Genomic DNA, 19661 nt, shown 5'->3' on the forward strand with positions numbered 1-19661 from the left:
TGTCCTCCCGGTTGCGCCGCAATGCCTTGCTTGTTACTGAAAGTTGAACCACCTTTCAACTTGCTTGGCAAGGGGTGGCGAAAGGGGGAGCAACTTTGAGCGAGGCTGACACGCCCGACAGCACCACGGTCGCGGACGAAGGCGCGGACAGCCGCTACGCCAGCGATGGCAAGGCGCCCCGCACGGCGCGCGGGGAACGGACCTTGCGCAAGATCCTCAACGCGGCACGCCACGAGTTCGGTGAGCGCGGGTTCGGCGAGACCTCGATCGTGGCGATCACCGCCCGCGCCAAGGTCGCGCTGGGCACCTTCTACACTTACTTCGACAGCAAGGAGGCGGTGTTCCGCGCGCTGGTCCGCGACATGTCGGAGCAGGTCCGGGACACCGTGGCGCCGAGCGTTGCGGGTTCAACGGACGCGCTCGACGCCGAACGGCGTGCGCTTGGCGCGTTCCTCGGCTTCGTGCGCGAGAACAAGGCGGTCTACCGAATCATCGACGAGGCGGAGTTCGTCGACCCGGTCGGCTTTCGCCAGCATTATGTGACCACCGCCGACCGCATTGCCCGCCGGCTCCACGCCGCCGCCGAGCGCGGCGAGACGACGCCGGAAGTGGACCAGCTCGACCGGGAAGTGCGCGCATGGGCGCTGATGGGCGCCAACGTCTTCCTGGGTCTTCGCTTCGGCGTGTGGGGCGACGAGGATCCGCAGCGGGTCGCCGCCGCGGCCAATCGGCTGATCCGTGAAGGGCTGGGTGTCCGCTAGAGCGACTTGGCGAGGTGGGCGAAGCGGTCCACGTCAGCCGCGTCGTGATAGAGGCCAAGGCCGATTCGAAGAACGTCGCCGCGCACGTCGGTAACGCATTGCCGCTCCATCAGCGCCTCCTGCCAGGCTGCAGCCTGGGGTGAGCGGAAGGCGAGGAAACGCGCGTGCGGTCCGCCGTCCAGCGGGTTGAGCAGTTCGGCGCTCGCGAGCGGGGTAACTGAAATCGCATCGAGCAGTCTGGCCTGCAGGCCGGCGACGTGCGCGCTGATCGTCGCTGTGCTCAGCCCCTCGGCGGCAAGCATGCGCCGCACCGCAAGGAAGCGATAGAGCGCGCTGGGATCGAACGTCGCACCCATGAACCGCATGGCGTCAGGGGCGTAGCCGATCATGCCCGGCGCCAGCGTCAGATCCTCGAACTCGGCATACCAGCCGGTGATCGGTGGTCGCGGGCCGAACCCGGGCGGGGCATGAAGCAGCCCCATGCCCTCACCGGACATCGCATATTTGTAGCCGCCGCCGAGATAGAACAATCGGTCGGCGATAGTGGCGGGCAGCGGCGCTTCCACCGCCATGAAGCTATGATAGCCGTCGACCACCACCCAAGGACCATCCGGCGATGCCAGCTTGGCCAACGGCGCGAGGTCGTCGAACAGGCGTCCGCTGCCGAACAGAAGCTGGCTGACGAGGATGAGGTCGAACGGCTGGCAACCCGCTGCCGTCAGGAATCGCTCGCCCAACGTGTCGAACGGTTCGGCCGGGATGATCTTCAGCGCCACCTCGCCTGTTTCCATCCACCGCCGAAACTGGCGCCTGGCGCTGTGGAATTCGCCGTCCGTCGTGAGAATGCGCAGTGGACGCCACGCCTGCCGCGGACAGGCGGCGGCGATCCGGATCAGGAAGTCATGGGTATTGGCGGCGAACACGATCGCGTCAGGACGAGCACTGCCGATTTCGGCGGCCACCTCTGCCTGCGCCGCGGGCCAGACCTCGCCCATGACCTTGTCCCATTTGCGGTCCGCAAGCCGGGCAGCATCGTCCCAGCACTCGATCTGCCCGTCGCGACTGGCGTCCGGCCACAGATGATGACTGTGCGCCGCCATATGCAGCCGCCCGGGCGCAGCGCCGAGCGCGCGCGAAAAGAGATGCTTGAAGCTCACAACTCCGTCCGCAGCTTCCATAGCTCCGGAAAGGCGCGCTTCGAGAGGGTCGATTGGAGGTAGGCGACGCCGGCAGAGCCGCCGGTCCCGGTCTTGCCGCCAATGATCCGCTCGACCGTGAGGACATGCTTGTGCCGCCAGCCGGCCAGCGCATCGTCGATATCGACCAGCTTCTCCGCCATCTCGTAGAGGTCGAACCAGCGGTCGGCGTCCTGGTACACCGCAAGCCAGCTGTCGGCCCCCGCCCGCCGGCGTGCTTGGTCGCACACGTCCCATAGGCTTGGCGCGGCAAGCGCCGATTCTAGCCGCGTCCGGTCCTCGCCCCGATGGTAGTCGAGGAAGCGGGGATCCTTGATCCCGAACCGATACTCGAGTTCACGGAACTGGGCCGACTGGAAACCCGACGAGGTCCCAAGCACATCGCGGAAGCGACTGTAGTCGACGGGGGTGAGCGTCGCGAGCACGTCCCACGACAGCGTCATCACCGACTGGATCCGACTGACCCGCGCCAGCGCCTTGTAGGCTTCGGCGAAGCGGTTCTCGGCGATCAGCGAGATTGCCAGCGAGACCTCATGCAGCATCTGCTTGAGCCACAGTTCTTTCGTCTGGTGAATGACGATGAACAGCAACTCGTCGTGGAGCGACGACAGCGGCTGCTGCGCCGAGAGAAGTTGGGGCAGGTGCAGGTAATCGGCATAGGTCATGCCGGCGGGCGTTGCGGTCATGCCACCCGCTTAGGCGAAAAGGGGGCCGCGATCACCCCCGGCCGGGCTTACTGGCCCTGGTCGTCGCCAGCGCCGGGACCGCCGGCGCCGACCACGCCGATGCCGCCGAACACATCCTCGAAGAAGCTCTTGCGACGGCCGAGGGTCGGCGTTTGCTTTCCGTACGGTTTGATGCTGGCGATCTGCTCACGGCCGGTCTTGTCGATCGAGGCGACATTGCCGGCCTGATCGAAGCGGATTCGCAACACGGTCTGTTCGCGCACCCGGGGCAGCCGGAAAGCAACGGTGCTCGTCTGCCGCTGCACGTAATACCATTCGTTATCGTTGAACTCGCTGGTGAAGCTCGGCCGGCCGAGCGTCTTCGCCACCGAGTCCTTGTTGTCCACGCCGACCTGGATCGCCGAAACGAGCTCCTTGTCGAGGATGAAGCCCTTGTTCTCGCGGGTACCAACCGACGAACAGCCTGCAAGCAGGACGGCGGCGGCAACGGCGAGGCTGGTGGTGCGGATCATGAAAACCTTGAGTTGTTACCGGCGTTGAGGCGAGCGGCCTTGCACGGATGGGCGTCGGGCTCAATATCCCTCCCCTCGCCCACGGCGCAAGCCTTGGGGTCCCTGCCGCCTGCCGGCTGAACGAAGGATGACGAACATGGCCTCCCTGATGCGGCTGTTCCGGCGGGAAGAGCCGATCGCGCAGACGCTCTATTCGGCGGCCGTTGCCAAGGCGCGGGGCCGCGACTGGTTCATCGCGGGCGAAGTGCCGGACACGCTGGAGGGGCGGTTCTCGATGCTTGCGACCCTGCTCGCGCTGATCGACATCCGCCTGGAGCGCGGGGGCGAGCAGGCGCGCCTGGTCAGCGTCTCGCTGGCCGAGGCGTTCGTGGCCGACATGGACGCCCAGCATCGCCAGCTTGGCACCGGCGACCCGGTCATGGGCAAGAAGGTCGGCGGGCTCGTCGGAGCGCTTGGCGGTCGCGTGGGTGCGTGGCGGCGGGCGATTGACGGGGCGGAGAGCTGGTCGGCCGTGGCCGAGCGCAGCGTCTTCCGCGGTGCCGCGCCCAACGCGGATGCGCTGGAATTCGTGGAGCGGCGGCTGCGTGAGTTCTGGGCCGCCCTGGAGGGCAGCAGCGACGAGAGGCTGATCGCGGGGCAGCTGCCATGAGCGCGTTCAGCGAAACCATGCCGCTGAACCGGGTGCGCGACGGACTTCGGCTCGACCTGACCGCCGATCCGGCGGAGCGCGCCGCCATCGTCCAGCGACTCGACCTCGCCTCGCTTGAGCGGCTGGAGGCGCATGTCGCGCTGGAGCGGAAAGATGAACAGGTGCGGGCGCACGGGCGGTTGCGCGGTGTCTTGGAGCAGCGCTGCGTGGCGACGGACGTTCCGCTACCGGTGCATGTCGACGAGCCGTTCGACATCCTGTTCAAGCCGGAGCCGACCGTGGCCCCCGACAGCGACATCGAACTGAGCGACGTGGATTGCGACGTGGTGTTCCACGACGGCGCGGCGATCGACCTGGGCGCCGCCCTGGCCGACACGCTGGCGCTGAGCCTTGATCCTTATCCGCGCGCGCCCGGCGCCGACGACGCACTGCGCGAAGCTGGCGTACTGACGGAAGAGCAGGCTGGCCCCTTCGCTGCGCTGGCTGCGCTCAAGAAGGGTTAGCCTCCTCCCTTAGAACGGAACGTCGTCGTCGAGGTCGGTGTCGAACGCCGCGGGTTGCGGGCGGGAGCCGGAGCTGGCGCCGCTGCTTCGTGCGCCGCCGCCGCTGTAGCCTCCGGAGCCGAAGCCGCCGTCGTCATAGCCGCCGCTGCCGCGACCGCCGACAGCACCGCCGCCGCCTTCACGGGCGTCGAGCAGCACCAGCTCACCACGGAACTTGCCGAGCACGATCTCGGTCGAATAGCGGTCGGCTCCGTTCTGATCCTGCCACTTGCGGGTCTGAAGCTGGCCTTCGAGGTACACCTTGCTGCCCTTCTTCAGGTAGCTCTTGGCGACGCGGCCGAGGTTCTCGTTGAAGATGGCGACCGAGTGCCACTCGGTCTTTTCCTGGCGGTTGCCGTCCCGGTCCTTCCAGGTGTCCGAGGTCGCAACCCGCAGGTTTACTACCTCGCCGCCGTTGGAAAAGCTGCGGCTTTCCGGGTCAGCGCCCAGATTTCCGACGATGATGACCTTGTTGACGCCCGCCATGTGCCTTCGACTCCTTCTCTTGAGGAGCAGCTATAGGCCGAGCGCGACCGCCGTCCAGTAGGTCAGGCCTGCCGCCGCATATGCCAGCGCGAACATGTAGCTGACCATGAACAGAGGCCACTTCCACCCGTTTGTCTCGCGGCGGGTAACCGCGATGGTCGAGATGCACTGCGGCGCGAACACGAACCACGCGAGGAAGGCGAGCGCGGTCGGCAGTGGCCAGGCGCCGCCGAGCCGTTCCGCCAGGGTTTTCTGCAGTTGCTGGTCGTCGCTTTGGTCCAGAGCATAAACGGTGGCAATCGCGCTGACCGCCACTTCGCGCGCGGCCATGGCGGGGAGCAGCGCCAGCGAAATGTCATGATTGAAGCCGATCGGCTTGACCACGACCTTGATCCCGCTGGCTATCTTGCCGGCGATCGACACCTCGCTCTGCTTCTGGCCCGGACCGGCCTGGGGAAAGCTGGCCAGTGCCCACAGGATCACCGTGGTGAACAGGATGATCCCGCCGGCGCGCTTGAGGAAGATAACGGCACGCTGCCACAGCCCAAGCGCAATGTCCTTGAGCGCGGGCATCTGATATTTCGGCAGCTCCATCATGAAGCTGCTGGAGCGGCCCTTGGCAACCGTTCGGCGAAGCACCAGCGCGACCCCGAGCGCGCCCACGATGCCGGCTAAGTAGAGGCAGAACATCACCACTCCCTGCAGACCAATCCCGGGCAGCACGTCCCGGTGCGGAATGAAGGCAGCGATGATCAGCGTGTAGACCGGCAGCCGGGCCGAACAGGTCATCAGGGGCGCAACCAGGATGGTGGTCAGCCGGTCCTTCTCATTGTCGATCGTCCGCGTGGCCATGATGCCGGGAACCGCACAGGCGAAGCTCGATAGCAAGGGAATGAAGGCACGGCCCGACAGGCCGGCGCGGCTCATCAGCCGATCCATGAGGAAGGCGGCGCGGACCATGTAGCCGGTGCCTTCGAGGAGCAGGATGAACAGGAACAGGATCAGGATCTGCGGCAGGAAGGTGACTACCGATCCGACGCCCGCGATCACTCCGTCGACCAGCAGAGAGCGCAGCGCTCCCGCGGGAAGCGCCGCGGCGACTGCGTCGCTCAAGGCCGACATGCCGCTTTGAATCCAGCCGATCGGTGCCTCCGACCAGGCGAACACCGCCTGAAACATGGTGAACATGACCAGCGTCAGGATGATCGGCCCGGCGACGGGGTGCAGCAGCACGCGGTCGAGCTGGTGGGTCCAGCGGCGCGTGGGAGTTTCATTGACGACCGCCCCGAGCGCGATCCGCCGTGCCTCGCGACTGACATCGCGGGGCGGATCGGCAGGAAGGCGGCGCGGCGCGGCGATGGTGTCGTGAAGCGTCTGGCGGACCTGGTCGATGCCCTTGCGCCGGACGGCCACGGTTTCGATCACCGGCACGCCGAGCAGTCCGGACAGGCGCTCCGCGCTGATCTCAAGCCCGTCGCGCCGCGCCATGTCGATCATATTCAAGGCGACGACCGTCGGCAGGCCGAGGGCGATGAGCTGGAGGGCGAAGCGAAGGTGATTGTCGAGGTTGGAGGCGTCCACCACGATCAGCAGCGCATCTGGCCGCCGCTCGCCGGCGAAGCGGCCTAGCAGCACGTCGCGGGTGACCGCCTCATCGGGGCTCGACGGATCGAGACCGTAAGCGCCGGGCAGGTCGACCAGTTCGACCGGGCGGCCGTCGGCGAAGGTGGTTCGTCCGCTTTTCCGCTCAACAGTGACGCCGGGGTAATTGCCGACCTTCTGGCGCGCGCCGGTCAAGGCGTTGAACAGGGCGCTCTTGCCGGCGTTCGGATTGCCGACCACCGCGACGAGTGGTGCGGGGTTCACGAGTGAGGGTCCGTCAGGCGCCCGGAACGACTCGGATGGCGCGGGCGTGAGTCCGGCGGATCGCGACCGTCATCCGGCCCACCCGCACCGCCAGCGGATCACGGCTGACCGGACCCGAGTGCAGCGGCTCTACCATTACGCCTTCGTCGAAACCGAAGTGCTTCAGCCGACAGGCGTCGCTCTCATCCAGCGCGGACCAGTCGACGATCTCGACTCGGCCACGGCCGCCCAGCGGAAGCTGGTCCAGAGGGAGCGAGAAGCTCGTGGCGGGCTGGTGGAGCGTCATTGCTGCGACTGATTATCAATAACGATAGAGCGCGTAAAGTGAAAACGCTAATGAGTCGCAACAATGATATGGATCAATTCCGCCTCAGCGGGGCGGGTAGCGCAGTCGGGCGACAAACCGGGTGAGGCTGGGCCGGCGCTCCGATCCATCTCTCCAGCGCGCCTTGAACTGCTCGAATCGCATCACCTCGTCGATCCGCCGGTCCAGGAAGGCAGCAGTCGCCACGCTGTCCTCCGTTTCGTCCTGCAGCCAGGCCAGAAGGGTCGAGCCATAGACCGCCCCCAGCGTCAGCCGCTTGGTGAAGTGGTTGTAGTCGGTGGCGGTGTCGCCAGCGAGCCGCCAGATGTGGTCGGTGGTGCGCCACGACAGACGCGCTGCGGCAGCCAGGTTCTGCGGCATGGCCAGGGTCGCAAGGGCGCGGCGGACCGCTTCCTTGGCCGGTGCCTGCAACTGAATGCGCGCCCACAGCAACTCACGGATGCGCGCGCGGATCTTCATCGCGGCGATCCGCTCGGGCGGGAAGGCGGCGGTCAGCTCGCGATCGATCGCCTGGCCGTAGAGGTCGATCAAGCCGACCGCATCCTTGGGCATGGCCAGCCGCGCCTGTTCGCGGGTGATGCCGTGGGCGTCAGCAGCGGCGTCCACCGCCGTGCCTGTCCAGCCGTCGAACACGGCATTCTCGCCGACCGAGAGGGCCAGCTGCCGGCGGATGCGCTCAAGCGGAGTGATCTCGTCCATGGCGCCCTAACTGGGACTGGCGCTGCGTGGACGCAAGCGCACCAGCACCAGCGCCACCGCAATTGCCCCCGCGCCGATGAAGTCGAGCAAGGTGAGCCGCTCGCCGTAGACCAGCCAGCCGACCAGGGCTGACACCCCGGGCTGGGTGAGCAGGGCCAGGCCGACCACCAGTGGCGGCACCTCGCCCAACGCATAGACCAGCAGTCCCTGGCCGATTACCTGGCTGCCCAGTGCCAGCAGCAGCACGCCCGTCCAGTCGGCCGGGATAATCTGCTCGCCCGTGAGCAGCGCCAGCGGCAGCAGGTAAGCGGCGCCGAACAGGCTGGCGAGGATCAGGACGGGAAGCGGCTGAAGTGTGCCGCGGATCCGCTCCACCCCGATCAGGTAGCCGGTGTAGAGCAGGCCAGCCAGCAAAGAGAGCAGATCGCCGTGGAGATACGCGGCGCTGAGTTCGGCGCTGCGCACCATCAGCAGCACGGTGCCGAGCAGGGCCAAGATGAGCGCTGACGCCTGCAGCCGGGTCGGCCACGCCCGCGCGATCCACAGGCCCCAGCCGGCGAAGGCGAAGCTCGCGACATTGCCGAACAGAGTGGCGTTGCCGAGCTTGGTGAGGTGAATGCCGGCATGCCAGGCGGCCAAGTCAGCGGCGAAGAAGAAGGCGGCGACCGCAATCGCACCAACCATGGCGGTGCTGGGCCAGTGCGGCCGCTGCTTCATCAGCACGGCCAGCACCCAAAGGAACGGCACGGCGAGCAGCAGCCGCCACAAGCCCGCGCTGGCGGGTCCCACTCCGGACAAGCGGACTAGCCAGGGCCCGAAGGCCAGCGCGACATTGCCGAGCAGCAGGGCGACAAAGGCGCGGGGGCGGATCGGAGCGTGGACCACGGCGCGTCCTAGCCGCTGATGCTCGTGCCGCAAGGTTCCTTATTGTGCCCGGCGGATGAGTGCCTATCTGCGGCTCGCCCCGCCAGGGTCGACGCACCTACACCAAGAGGAAGCTTTGCATGGCCAATCTGTTCGATCCCCTGACGCTCGGGGCGCTGACCCTGCCCAACCGTATCGTGATGGCGCCGCTGACCCGCGGCCGCGCCGGGCGCGAGGGCGTGCCCAATCCGCTGATGGCCGAATATTATTCGCAGCGGGCGGACGCGGGATTGATCATCTCCGAAGCGACCGGGATCAGCCGCGAAGGGCTCGGCTGGCCCAATGCGCCGGGATTGTGGAACGAGGCCCAGGTCGAGGGGTGGAAGATCGTCACCGACGCGGTGCACGCGGCCGGCGGCCGGATCATCGCGCAACTGTGGCACATGGGCCGGCTGGTCCACCCGGACCTGGGTGGCGGGCAGCCGGTGTCCGCCAGCGCAACCACCGCGCCGCACAAGGCCCACACCTACGAGGGCAAAAAGCCGTATGAGGAGGCCCGCGCGGCGACGCTCGACGACATAAAGCGGATCACCGACGATTACGTCCGGGCGGCGCGCAATGCGATGGCCGGCGGCTTCGACGGCGTGCAGCTGCACGGCGCCAACGGTTATCTGATCGATCAATTTCTGCGCGACGGGACCAATCACCGCGACGACGATTACGGTGGCTCCATCGATAATCGGGTGCGCCTGTTGCGCGAGGTCACGGCCGCGCTGGCCGGCGAAGTCGGAGCCGGCCGCACCCACGTACGCCTTAGCCCGAACGGCGAAGTCCAGGGCTGCGACGACAGTGACCCGCACGCGCTGTTCACCGCTGCCGGTCAGGCGCTTGCCGATCTTGGCATCGCCAGCATCGAGCTGCGCGAGCCCGGTCCCCAATCGACCTTCGCGGCGACGGAGATTGCGCCGGTGAGCCCGCTGATCCGGCCGCTGTTCAAGGGCGCGATCATCCTCAACAGCGACTATGTCCATCACAGCGCCGAAGCGCGTCTGAAGGAGGGCGTGGCCGACGCGATCAGCTTTGGGCGACCGTTCATCGCCAACCCCGACCTGGTCGCACGTCTGGCGCAGGATGCCCCCCTGCAGGTGCCGGACGTTCCCACGCTATATTCGAGCGGCCCCGAGGGCTACACCGACTATCCGGTGCTGGCGGAACAGCAGGCCGCCTGAACCTGTTACTCGCTGCATGACAAAGACCGGCGGTAAGACCTCATCGAAGAAGCGGCCAACGCCGCGCCTTGCAATCAACTGGAAAGCAGGCGCGGCGCTTGCCGGCGGCGCGCTGGTCGGTTTGGGCATCGCCTACGTCCTGCAGGAGAAAGCAACGCCGCAGCCCGAGTATCGAGTTCTGGCGAGCGAGAAGAACTTCGAGATCCGGGCCTACAAGGCAATGACCGTCGCCGAGACGGTGGTGCACGGCGAGCGCAAGCAAGCCTTGCGAGAAGGCTTCCGCCGCCTCGCCGACTACATCTTCGCCAAGTCGCGCGATGGCGAGAAGCTGCCGATGACCGCACCGGTGCTCGTCGATGGGGGCAATCCCATGGCCAGCGACCCGCCGGTGTTCGACGATGCGGTCGAGGGCGGGTGGCGCGTCCGCTTTGTCATGCCGGAGGGGCGAAGCAGCGGCGACCTCCCGCCGCCGCCTGACGGCATCAGTATCGTGGAGCTCGCGGAGCGACGGGTCGGTGCCGTGCAATTTTCGGGAGTGGCGGACGACGACCGGCTGGCCGAGCATGAAGATGCGCTTCGCGGCTGGCTCGAGCGGCACGGCGAGAAAGCGCTTCAGGTCGAACCCGAATATGCCTTCTATAACTCACCGATGATCCCGCCGCCGCTGCGGCGCAACGAGGTGCTGCTGGCGCTCGGCTAGACGAATTGCTCCTTGACCGCGAGCAACGCCAGCGCGGCTCGGGCGGCGTCGCCACCCTTGTCCCCTTGTGAGGGATCGGCGCGGGCAATCGCCTGCGCTTCGTTCTCGGTCGTCAGGATGCCGTTGCCGATCGCGACCCCGTCCATGGTCAGCGCCATGATCCCGCACGCGCTTTCGCCGGCGACGATCTCGAAGTGATATGTCTCCCCCCGGATCACCACGCCAAGCGCGACGAACGCGTCAAAGCGGTTGCTGTCGGCGGCAAGGGCGATGGCGCCAGGCACCTCGAGCGCGCCCGGCACCGTCAGTACCTCGACCTCATGCCCGGCCAGCGCGGCCTGTGCGCCGCTCAGCAGCATGTCGTTCAGGTGCGCATAGTAGCGCGCCTCGACAATCAGGACGCGGGCCATCAACGATTCTCCATGGGAATGCAGCGTTCCTCGACGATCGACAGGCCGTAGCCGGACAGGCCCACCGGCTGGTGGCGCGTGTTGGACAACAGGACCATGTCGTGAATGCCCAGCGCGGCCAGGATTTGCGCACCGACGCCGTAGCTGCGAAGCATCTCGCCTTCTTCGACGTCCTTGCCGGCGCGGCGGTCGGCGGAACGGCTGAGCGAACCCGGCGCGGCGGCGTGAAGAGCGACGATGACGCCGGATCCCTCGCTTTCGATCATCTGCATTGCCCCGTGGAGCAGGCCGGCCCGCTCACCAGGCTCGCCGAGCACGTCGGCGAACAGGTCGAGGCTGTGCATCCGCACCAGCACGGGCTGAGTGACGTCCAGTGGCCCCAGCACTAGGGCGAGCTGCTCGGCGCCGGTCGACTTGTCGCGAAAGACCTGTGCCTGCCAATTGGCGCCGCTACGCGAGGCGAAGCCAGTCTCTGCCACGCGCTCCACCATGTTATCCTTCTTCAGGCGGTAGGCGATAAGGTCGCGGATGGTACCGATCTTCAGCCCGTGCTGGCGTGCGAAGTCGATCAGTTCGTCGAGGCGGGCCATGGTCCCGTCCTCGTTCATGATCTCACAGATGACGCCGGAAGGGTTGAGGCCGGCCAGCCGCGACACGTCGACCGCCGCTTCCGTATGACCCGCACGCACCAGCACGCCACCAGCCCGCGCCACCAGTGGGAAGACGTGGCCCGGGCTCACCAGCGCATCGGCGTCATTGGAGCTGTCAATCGCGACAGCAACGGTGCGCGCGCGATCGGCGGCGCTGATGCCGGTGGTCACGCCGGTGCGTGCCTCGATCGAGACTGTAAAGGCGGTTTCATGCCGAGTGCCGTTCTTGCGTGCCATCAGCGGGAGCTGCAGCTGCTCCACCCGATCGGCGGTCAGTGCGAGGCAGATCAGCCCTCGGCCGTGGCGGGCCATGAAGTTGATCGCGTCGGGCGTGGCCATTTGCGCGGGAATGACCAGATCGCCTTCATTCTCGCGGTCGTCGTCGTCGACGAGGATGAACATGCGCCCGTTGCGCGCCTCGTCGATGATCTGCTCTGCCCCGACCAGCACCTCGGTCGTCCCGCGTTTGAGCAACCGTTCCAGCCGCCCGAGCGTGTCGGCAGTTGGATTCCAGTCGGGCGAGCCGAGCTTGCGGAGCGAGTTGGGGTGAAGGCCGGCGGCACGGGCAAGGCCGGCGCGGCTGACCTCGCCGGTATCGATGATGGCGTTGAGGCGATCGATCAGACTAGTGGACATGGCAACGCCATATCACATTGCAATGTGAGAATCGACAGTCAGATTTACGTCAGCGCTGTGCTCGAGCTGCCAACATGCGGTCCAGATAGCGCGCGAGGACGTCCACCTCCACATTCAGTTGTCGCCCGGCGGAGATAGATCCGAGCGTGGTCTCATGGGCCGTATGCGGGATGAGATTGATCGCGAAGTGGGTCCCGTCCTCCTCGTCACGCACTTCGTTCACGGTCAGAGAGACGCCGTCCAGTGTAATGCTGCCCTTGGGAGCCAGCATCGGTCCCAATTGGCGTGGGACCCGGATCCCCACACGCAGTGAATCGCCCTCCGCACAAACGCCCAGCACCTCGCCCAGGCCGTCGACGTGACCGGTGACGAGGTGCCCGCCAAGCTCGTCACCCATCCGCAAGGCGCGCTCCAAGTTCAGCCGGGCGCCTTCCTGCCACAGGCCGGCGGCGGTCTTGCTGCGGGTTTCGGCCGAAACGTCGACCGCGAACCAGTCCTCTCCCTTGTCAACAACCGTAAGACAGCAGCCCGAGCAGGCGATGGACGCGCCCAGTGCCACCCCCGTCATGTCGTAGCCACAGCCGATCACCAGCCGCAGGTCGCCGCGCTCCTCGGCGGAGCGGACGGTACCAATGTCGGTGACGATGCCGGTGAACATGGATGAGCCTCAGTGGGTGCGGACGCGCTCGTAGACTTCGAGCCGGTCAATGCCAAGCGAGCGCCCGTCGCGGGCCTCCCATCGGCCATGCGCGTCGCCAATGGCGTCCAGTCCGATGTAACCGACGCTCTGCCGGCCCTCGCCGATGATAATTGGAGCACGGTAGAGCAGAATGCGATCAACCAGGTCAGCCGCAAGAAAGGCCGTCGCCGTACTCGACCCCCCTTCGACCAAGAGGTCGTTGACGTCATGAAGTCGAAACACGTCCTCGGGCGAGGAGAGCGTCTCCCAATTCTCGACCGGCTCCCCGCGGGTAAGCAGGGCGCGACGCGGCGAGCGCTCCTCCAGTCCAGGCAGCCGGACATCAAGGCGCGGCTGGTCGGCGAGCAGGGTGCCCCGCCCGACCAGGATCATGTCGGAGCGGGCGCGCTCGAGGTGAACGTGGGCACGCGCGTCCTCGCCGGTAATCCACTTCGATTCGCCAGACGGGAGCGCAATTTTGCCGTCGATCGACAAGGCGAGCTTGAGCGTGATGCGCGGTCGGCCAAGCTTCAGACGGGTGAGCCAGCCCGCCATGCCGTTGCGGGCCTCGTCGGCATTGAGACCGACCTCGACTGCGATGCCGGCGTCACGCAGGATGCGGAAGCCATCGCCCGCGGTGCGCGGATCGGGGTCCTCGATAGCGGCAACCACCCGGGACACGCCAGCCGCGACAATCAGGTGCGCGCAGGTCGGTCCGCGATGGCTGCGATGGGCGCAGGGCTCGAGCGTGGTGAAGAGGGTGGCGCCGCGCGCTCGCTCCGCCGCGTCCGCCAGCGCCACCGCCTCTGCATGAGGCCTGCCTCCGGGCTTCGTCGCGCCGCGCCCGACGACTGCCCCGGCCAAGGCGATGACACAGCCAACGTTCGGATTGGGCGCGGTGGTGCCGCGCGCCTCCTCACCGAGGCGCAGCGCCTCGGCCATGAACGGGCCGTCACTTGATGCCGAGCTGATTCCCGAGCTCCTTGAATTGCCGCTGGCGCTCGGCTTCGGCGGCTTCCTTCTTGGCCTGGTTCTTCTTCTGATCAGCGATGATCTGGGCGTCCGTGCGATCCGCTCGGAAGCTCTCGACATAAATGACGGTCGGCGGCGGGGCCGTGTTGACCTTTGGATCGAAGTAGAAGGCCACGACGATCAGCGCCGTGGCGACCAGCGCGCAGATCGCACCGATCGTCTGCTCGCGGCTGCGACGGCGCAGGAAGGCGCGCAAGTCGGCCCAGGCGGCGCGCGGCGAGGACGGGCGGGGAAGAACGGGCATATTGCCTAGATAAGGGCTCGCGTCCTTCCCCGCCAGTCATGCCTCAACCCTCGTCGAGCCTGAAGCGCAGCGTGACCACGATGCTGGTCGCCACCGGCTGGCCAGCCTCGGTCGCGGGCCGGTAGCGCCAGTAGCGCAGCAGGTGGCTGCGCGCCGACGCGAGGAACAGCGGATCGGCCGCGCCGACCGGATCAACCTCGGTCACCCGTCCGCGCGGGTCGATCGCGAGCCGCAGCCGCAGAACGGCCTCTTCCTCCAGGCGCCTTTTCTCCTCCGGATAAGGGGGGCGAAGCTGGTCGGCAGGGGTGGCCAGCACCGGCGCGGTAGGCCTCGCGACGATCACCTTGGGCGGATCCGGAACGATCGGCGGCAGTGGATTCGCCCCGGTACCAATGAGGGGACCAGGGTCAGCCAGCCTAGGGCCGGGGTCGAACGGTTGCGGCTGCGCGTTGTTGGGGATCACCGGCTGCGGCCGATCAACGTGCGAGTCCGGCGGAACTTGCTTGATGGACTGCTGCGCCGGCTTGGGCTTGGGCTGAGGCTTTGGATCGGGAGGGATCGGCTCGGGCCGCACCCGGTACACTGTGGTGACCACGTCGACGAGCCTGCCACCGTCCATCTTGGCGAGCGCGAGTGCGGTCAGCGCGGCGGCATGTACGGCGACGATGGCGATCAGGGTGGGCGGGCTGAGTTGCCGGCGGGTTCGGCGGTGTGCGGCATAAGCAAGCATGGCACGTCTCCTCCTTGAGGAGAGTAGATGTTACATCATCACGTGAGTCGCGCAACAACAAATGTGATAATGTTCCATTGCCTCCTCAGGCGACCGCGGCGCCCAGGCGGGTGGCCGCCAATTCAGGCCCCAAACGCTTCAGCAAAGGGGCCATTTCTGGTCCTGAGTCCCGGCCGGTCAGCGCTCGGCGAAGCGGAAGGAAGAGCGCCTTGCCCTTGCGGCTGGTTCGCTCCTTCAGCAACCCAGTGAGCTGGTGCCACGGGTCCGCTGCCCAATCGAGCGAAGGCAGCAAGGCCTGCGCCTCTGCCAGATAAGCGCGATCGTCGGGCTCTAGCGCCGGTGCGGCGATCTTGCCGCCAAGGACCGGCAGCCAGTCGCCGAGTTCATCGAACCGGTGCAACGCCGAGCGCAAAAGCAGCCAATCGCCTTCGCCGACCCCTGCTGGCAGGCGCTCGGCAACGGCGGCGAACGGCAGCTGGTGAAGCAGCCTGCCGTTCAGCAACTCGACGTCGTGCAGATCGAAATGCGCCGGCGCCCGGCCAAAGTGAGCGAAGTCGAAGCCTTGCGCCAGTTGGTCGAGGGAAGCGACCGGCTCGACCGGCTGTGACGTCCCAAGCCGCGCAAGCAGCGACAGCAATGCCATCGGCTCAAGGCCGGCATCCTTGATGGCGGGGACACCGCTGGCCCCCAGCCGCTTGCTGAGCTTACCATCGGCGGCGACCAGCAGCGCTTCGTGCGCAAGCTGAGGCGGCTTAGCGCCCAGCGCGTAAAACATCTGCAACTGCACCGCGCTGTTGGAGACATGGTCCTCGCCGCGCACAATGTGGGTGATGCCAAGGTCGATATCGTCGATCACGCTGGGCAGCAGGTAGAGCCAGCTGCCGTCGGCGCGGCGGATGACGGGATCGCTCAGGAGCCTGGGGTCGAACTTCTGCTCGCCGCGGATGAGGTCGGTCCAGCTGATCGGCCGCTCATGGTCGAGCCGGAAGCGCCAGTGCGGGGTGCGCCCCTCGACCGGGGTGTTCTCGCGCTCAGGCCGCTCATAGACCGGCGGCAGCCCACGCCCGAGCAGCACCTTGCGGCGCAGGTCCAGCTCTTCGGGCGTCTCATAGCAGGCATAGACCCGCCCGGCGGCTCGCAACCGCTCGAACTCGCGCTCATAAAGGGCGAAGCGCCCGGACTGGCGAACACTGTCGTCGTAGCCGAGTCCGAGCCAGGCGAGGTCGTCGCGGATCGCCTGCTCGTTCTGGCTGGTGGAACGCTCACCATCGGTGTCGTCGACGCGCAGCAGGAAGCGCCCGCCCTCCTTCTTCGCGAACAGATAGTTGTGGAGCGCCGTGCGAATGTTGCCGACATGCAGACGGCCGGTGGGCGAGGGAGCGAAGCGCGTGACGACGGTCATGCGCCGGTCCGGAAGGCGTTGGTGATCGGATAGCGGCGGTCGCGGCCGAAATTGCGGGTGCCGATCTTGACTCCGGGCGGGGCCTGGCGGCGCTTGTATTCGGCGCGCATCAGCAACTTCTCCATCTCAACCACCACCGCCCGGTCTGCTCCGGTCGCCTCCACCACTTCGTCGACGCCCTTTTCCAGGTCGACCAGCCCCTCGAGGATGGGGTCGAGCAGGCTGTAGGGCGGCAGGCTGTCCTCGTCCTTCTGGTCCGGCCGAAGCTCAGCCGAGGGAGGCTTGTCGATCACGCGCTGCGGCATGATCGGGCCGGACGGCCCGAGCGCGTCTTCCGGACGGTGCGCGTTGCGCCAGCGCGAGAGGGCAAAGACCGTCGACTTGTAGGCGTCCTTCAGCACCGAATAACCGCCGGCCATGTCGCCATACAGGGTCGCATAGCCGACGCTCATCTCGCTCTTGTTGCCGGTGGTCAGCAGCATGTGTCCGAACTTGTTGGAGAGGGCCATCAACGTCACCATCCGCAGCCGGGACTGGATATTTTCCTCGGCGAGGTCGGGCTTCCGGCCGGCGAAGGCTGGGGCCAGCATGGCGTCGAGCGCGTCGATCCCGGGCACGATGGGGATGACGTCATGGCGGCAGCCGAGCAGGCGGGCGCACTCCTGCGCGTCCTCCACGCTGGTGGAATGTGTGTATTTGGACGGTAGCATTATGCACCACACCTTGTCGGCCCCAAGCGCGTCCACCGCGACCGCCGCCGAAAGGGCGCTGTCGATCCCGCCGGACAAGCCGAGCAGCACGCCCGGAAAGCCGTTGCTCGCGACATAATCGCGCAGGGCGACCATCATCGCGTGGTAGATGTCCTGCGGATAGTGATCGAGCGTGTTGTGGGCGCGGGTGCGGCAGATCCAGCGATCTCCGGCTCGCTCCCACTCCGTCAGCAGCAATTGCTCCTTCCAGTCGGAGAACTGGACCACGGTGCGCCCATCGGCGTTCACCACGAACGACGAGCCGTCGAATGCCAGTTCGTCCTGCCCGCCGACCCGGTTGAGGTAGATCATCGGAATGCCGGTGGTGCGAACCCGCTCCTCTACTAGTGTGCGGCGGATCGCGTCCTTGTCGAGCTCATAGGGGCTGCCGTTGGGCACCAGGAACAGCTCGGCGCCCGCCTGGCTCAGATGCTGGCAGACATCTTCCAGCCAGATGTCCTCGCAGATCGGAAAGCCGAGCTTCACGCCCTTGAAGGTGAATAACTCGGGAAGCGGGCCCGGCACGAACACTCGCTTCTCATCGAAGGTGCCGTAGTTGGGCAGCTCCCGCTTGAGCGTCACGAACAACTCGCGCCCCTCGTCGGCGACGATGACCGCATTGTACGGGTTTCCGTCACGCACCACGATCGAGCCGAAGGCAATCGCCGGCCCTGGCTCGGCGGTGGCGGCGACCAGCCTGGCGGCCTCCTCCGCCGTTCGCCGCAGGAATTCCGGCTTGAGAACAAGGTCCTCGGGCGGATAGCCGGTCAGCTGAAGCTCGGGCACCAGCAGCAGGTCGGCGCCAACGGCCTGCCGGCGCATTTCCAGGATCGCCGCCGCATTGCCGGCGAGATCGCCGATCTTCTGGTTCATCTGGGCAAGGGCGATGGTCAGCCGATCAGTCATGTGCCGCCCTTACCGTCTCCCGCACTTCCGTCCAACGCGTGTCGCGGCTAGTGACGCAGGCACCAAGCGAAGGGGCACGCACCGATGAAGATTCTCGCCGGCAATTCGAACCTGCCGCTCGCCAAGGCGATCAGCGATTATCTCGAGCTCCCTTTAACGCAGGCCAGCGTGCGCCGCTTCGCGGATGAGGAGATCTTCGTCGAGATTCACGAGAACGTCCGCGGCGAGGACGTCTTCCTGATCCAACCGACGAGCTACCCGGCGAACGACAACCTGATGGAGCTGTTGATCTGCATCGACGCGCTGCGCCGTGCGTCGGCCAAGCGGATCACGGCGGTGGTGCCCTATTTCGGCTATGCCCGGCAGGACCGGAAGCCCGGTCCGCGCACTCCCATTTCTGCCAAGCTGGTGGCAAACCTGATCACCGTCGCCGGTGCCGACCGGGTGCTGTCCGTCGACCTGCACGCCGGGCAGATCCAGGGCTTCTTCGACATTCCGACGGACAACCTGTTTGGCGCGCCGGTGATGAGCGCCGACATCCAGGCGCGCTTCGCCGACCAGCCGATCACGGTGGTGTCCCCCGACGTCGGCGGCGTGGTGCGCGCCCGCAGTCTCGCCAAGCGGCTCAACAACGCTCCGCTGGCCATTGTCGACAAGCGGCGCGAGCGGGCGGGCGAATCGGAGGTGATGAACATCATCGGCGACGTGTCGGGCCGTTTCTGCGTGCTGATCGACGACATTGTCGATTCGGCCGGCACCCTGTGCAACGCGGCCGCCGCTTTGAAGCAGCAGGGCGCGACCGAAGTGGTGGCTTATGTCACGCATGGCGTGCTGTCCGGCGGAGCTGCGGCGCGGGTCGCGCAGAGCGAGCTGACGGAGCTTGTCGTCACCGACTCCATCTATTCGGGCGAGAATGCCGAGCAGGACAAGATCCGCCGCCTGACCATTGCGCCGCTGCTGGCCGAGGCGATGCGGAGAATTGCGGACGAGTCGAGCGTTTCCAGCCTCTTCGACTAAGAGGGCTACCCAATGCCAAGAGTGCTCGTCACCGGTGCCAATCGCGGATTGGGGCTTGAGTTTGTGCGTCAGTTCACCCGCGACCGGTGGGAGGTCGTGGCCACTGCCCGCACCGCGGCGCCAGAAGTCTTGGAGCTTGGCGCCAACTTGCTGCAGCTCGACCTGTCCGACCTCGCGGGAGTGGCCTCGTTCGAACTCGAGGGCCCGCTGGACCTGCTGATCGCCAACGCCGGCACCTATGGCCCTCGCGACGCAACCACCGCCGATGAGGCACACGAGTGGCTCGACACCTTCGCGGTGAACACCGTGGCGCCTTATCTGCTGGCGCAGCGGCTGCTTCCCAACCTGCGCCATGCCCGGGGCAAGGCCATCGCCGTCAGCACCCGGATGGGTTCGATCGAGGACAACAAAGGCGGCGGCTACCTCGCCTACCGGTCCAGCAAGACCGCGCTCAACATGGCCTGGCGCACGCTGGCGCTCGCGAATCGCGACCTCACCTGCGCCGTGCTCCATCCCGGCTGGGTCCAGACGCGGATGGGCGGGCCCAACGCGCCGGTCCAGCCGGAAGAAAGCATCGCCGGCTTGCGGCGGGTGATCGACAGCCTCACGCCGGCGGACTCGGGTGAGTTCCTGGACTTCCAGGGCAATCGCGTCCCCTGGTGACCGCCTAGCGGTGGACAGCCGCGGTCCG

The 19661-nt window shown here is 66.8% G+C and carries 23 protein-coding genes; 7 read left to right on the forward strand and 16 right to left on the reverse strand.

Annotation, left to right across the window (positions count from 1 at the left end; genetic code table 11):
* Positions 1-95 precede the first annotated feature (95 nt).
* The gene (locus M8312_RS10170) at positions 96-761 is read left to right on the forward strand and encodes a TetR/AcrR family transcriptional regulator (protein WP_250117581.1); all 666 of its coding nucleotides are present in this window, start codon (positions 96-98) and stop codon (positions 759-761) included.
* Here M8312_RS10170 and M8312_RS10175 read toward each other — a convergent pair.
* Genes M8312_RS10175 through M8312_RS10185 form a run of 3 tightly spaced genes read right to left on the reverse strand, consistent with a single transcriptional unit; the run spans position 758 to position 3155 of the window.
* Positions 758-1918, reverse strand: coding sequence for an aminotransferase class V-fold PLP-dependent enzyme (locus M8312_RS10175; protein WP_250117582.1), 1161 nt, complete (start codon positions 1916-1918; stop codon positions 758-760). The two genes, M8312_RS10170 and M8312_RS10175, sit on opposite strands and share 4 nt — an antisense overlap.
* Positions 1915-2643, reverse strand: coding sequence for a tryptophan 2,3-dioxygenase (locus M8312_RS10180; protein ID WP_250117583.1), 729 nt, complete (start codon positions 2641-2643; stop codon positions 1915-1917). The genes M8312_RS10175 and M8312_RS10180 overlap by 4 nt, the downstream gene beginning before the upstream one ends.
* Before the next feature lie 47 nt (positions 2644-2690).
* On the reverse strand, positions 2691-3155 hold the full coding sequence (locus M8312_RS10185; RefSeq protein ID WP_250117584.1) for an outer membrane protein assembly factor BamE: 465 nt from the start codon (positions 3153-3155) through the stop codon (positions 2691-2693).
* Between the two features lie 136 nt (positions 3156-3291).
* Between M8312_RS10185 and M8312_RS10190 the strand changes: the two genes are divergently transcribed.
* Entirely contained in the window at positions 3292-3804 is a 513-nt protein-coding gene (locus M8312_RS10190; RefSeq protein ID WP_250117585.1) for a ubiquinol-cytochrome C chaperone family protein, read from the forward strand.
* Positions 3801-4307 (forward strand): YceD family protein, encoded by a 507-nt coding sequence (locus M8312_RS10195; RefSeq protein WP_250117586.1) that lies wholly within the window; start codon positions 3801-3803, stop codon positions 4305-4307. The genes M8312_RS10190 and M8312_RS10195 overlap by 4 nt, the downstream gene beginning before the upstream one ends.
* A gap of 9 nt (positions 4308-4316) precedes the next feature.
* On the opposite strand, the gene ssb is transcribed toward M8312_RS10195, so the two are convergent.
* The 5 genes from ssb to M8312_RS10220 all read right to left on the reverse strand — a co-directional run bounded on the left by ssb (position 4317) and on the right by M8312_RS10220 (position 8607).
* Entirely contained in the window at positions 4317-4832 is a 516-nt protein-coding gene (ssb, locus tag M8312_RS10200; RefSeq protein WP_250117587.1) for a single-stranded DNA-binding protein, read from the reverse strand.
* A gap of 30 nt (positions 4833-4862) precedes the next feature.
* The gene (feoB, locus tag M8312_RS10205; RefSeq protein ID WP_250117588.1) at positions 4863-6698 is read right to left on the reverse strand and encodes a ferrous iron transporter B; all 1836 of its coding nucleotides are present in this window, start codon (positions 6696-6698) and stop codon (positions 4863-4865) included.
* Between the two features lie 13 nt (positions 6699-6711).
* Positions 6712-6984 carry a FeoA family protein gene (locus M8312_RS10210; RefSeq protein ID WP_250117589.1) on the reverse strand — a complete coding sequence of 91 codons (273 nt, stop codon included), beginning with the start codon at positions 6982-6984 and terminating at the stop codon, positions 6712-6714.
* Between the two features lie 84 nt (positions 6985-7068).
* Positions 7069-7722: a COQ9 family protein gene (locus M8312_RS10215; protein WP_250117590.1), complete on the reverse strand. Its 654-nt coding sequence runs from the start codon at positions 7720-7722 to the stop codon at positions 7069-7071.
* A 6-nt stretch (positions 7723-7728) separates the two neighbouring features.
* Positions 7729-8607 (reverse strand): DMT family transporter, encoded by an 879-nt coding sequence (locus M8312_RS10220; RefSeq protein WP_250117591.1) that lies wholly within the window; start codon positions 8605-8607, stop codon positions 7729-7731.
* Positions 8608-8726: 119 nt separating this feature from the next.
* Between M8312_RS10220 and M8312_RS10225 the strand changes: the two genes are divergently transcribed.
* Both M8312_RS10225 and M8312_RS10230 read left to right on the forward strand, forming a co-directional pair.
* The gene (locus M8312_RS10225) at positions 8727-9815 is read left to right on the forward strand and encodes an alkene reductase (protein ID WP_250117592.1); all 1089 of its coding nucleotides are present in this window, start codon (positions 8727-8729) and stop codon (positions 9813-9815) included.
* A 16-nt stretch (positions 9816-9831) separates the two neighbouring features.
* A complete protein-coding gene (locus tag M8312_RS10230; RefSeq protein WP_250117593.1) occupies positions 9832-10515 on the forward strand; it encodes an SOUL family heme-binding protein in 684 nt (227 codons plus the stop codon).
* Here the strand turns inward: M8312_RS10230 and ribH are convergent.
* From ribH to M8312_RS10270, 8 genes are all read right to left on the reverse strand, one after another.
* Positions 10512-10925 carry a 6,7-dimethyl-8-ribityllumazine synthase gene (gene ribH, locus M8312_RS10235; protein ID WP_250117594.1) on the reverse strand — a complete coding sequence of 138 codons (414 nt, stop codon included), beginning with the start codon at positions 10923-10925 and terminating at the stop codon, positions 10512-10514. The two genes, M8312_RS10230 and ribH, sit on opposite strands and share 4 nt — an antisense overlap.
* A complete protein-coding gene (gene ribB, locus M8312_RS10240; RefSeq protein WP_250117595.1) occupies positions 10925-12211 on the reverse strand; it encodes a 3,4-dihydroxy-2-butanone-4-phosphate synthase in 1287 nt (428 codons plus the stop codon). The genes ribH and ribB overlap by 1 nt, the downstream gene beginning before the upstream one ends.
* A 49-nt stretch (positions 12212-12260) precedes the next feature.
* Positions 12261-12869, reverse strand: coding sequence for a riboflavin synthase (locus M8312_RS10245; RefSeq protein WP_250117596.1), 609 nt, complete (start codon positions 12867-12869; stop codon positions 12261-12263).
* Between the two features lie 9 nt (positions 12870-12878).
* Positions 12879-13832 carry a bifunctional diaminohydroxyphosphoribosylaminopyrimidine deaminase/5-amino-6-(5-phosphoribosylamino)uracil reductase RibD gene (gene ribD, locus M8312_RS10250; protein ID WP_250117597.1) on the reverse strand — a complete coding sequence of 318 codons (954 nt, stop codon included), beginning with the start codon at positions 13830-13832 and terminating at the stop codon, positions 12879-12881.
* 10 nt (positions 13833-13842) lie between these two features.
* The gene (locus M8312_RS10255) at positions 13843-14166 is read right to left on the reverse strand and encodes a hypothetical protein (RefSeq protein WP_250117598.1); all 324 of its coding nucleotides are present in this window, start codon (positions 14164-14166) and stop codon (positions 13843-13845) included.
* 43 nt (positions 14167-14209) lie between these two features.
* The gene (locus tag M8312_RS10260) at positions 14210-14896 is read right to left on the reverse strand and encodes an energy transducer TonB (protein ID WP_250117599.1); all 687 of its coding nucleotides are present in this window, start codon (positions 14894-14896) and stop codon (positions 14210-14212) included.
* A gap of 85 nt (positions 14897-14981) precedes the next feature.
* Positions 14982-16298 (reverse strand): glutamate--tRNA ligase, encoded by a 1317-nt coding sequence (gene gltX / locus M8312_RS10265; RefSeq protein WP_250117600.1) that lies wholly within the window; start codon positions 16296-16298, stop codon positions 14982-14984.
* Entirely contained in the window at positions 16295-17953 is a 1659-nt protein-coding gene (locus M8312_RS10270) for an NAD+ synthase (protein ID WP_250117601.1), read from the reverse strand. Before M8312_RS10270 ends, gltX begins: the two co-directional genes overlap by 4 nt.
* Before the next feature lie 84 nt (positions 17954-18037).
* Here M8312_RS10270 and M8312_RS10275 point away from each other — a divergent pair, with 84 nt between their 5' ends.
* Positions 18038-18970 (forward strand): ribose-phosphate pyrophosphokinase, encoded by a 933-nt coding sequence (locus M8312_RS10275; protein WP_250117602.1) that lies wholly within the window; start codon positions 18038-18040, stop codon positions 18968-18970.
* Positions 18971-18982: 12 nt separating this feature from the next.
* Complete coding sequence (locus M8312_RS10280; RefSeq protein ID WP_250117603.1) at positions 18983-19633, forward strand: SDR family oxidoreductase; 651 nt, start codon at positions 18983-18985, stop codon at positions 19631-19633.
* Positions 19634-19661: the final 28 nt, after the last annotated feature.

Origin of the sequence: Sphingomonas sp. KRR8 (genome assembly GCF_023559245.1) — a bacterium.
Lineage (GTDB): Bacteria > Pseudomonadota > Alphaproteobacteria > Sphingomonadales > Sphingomonadaceae > Sphingomicrobium.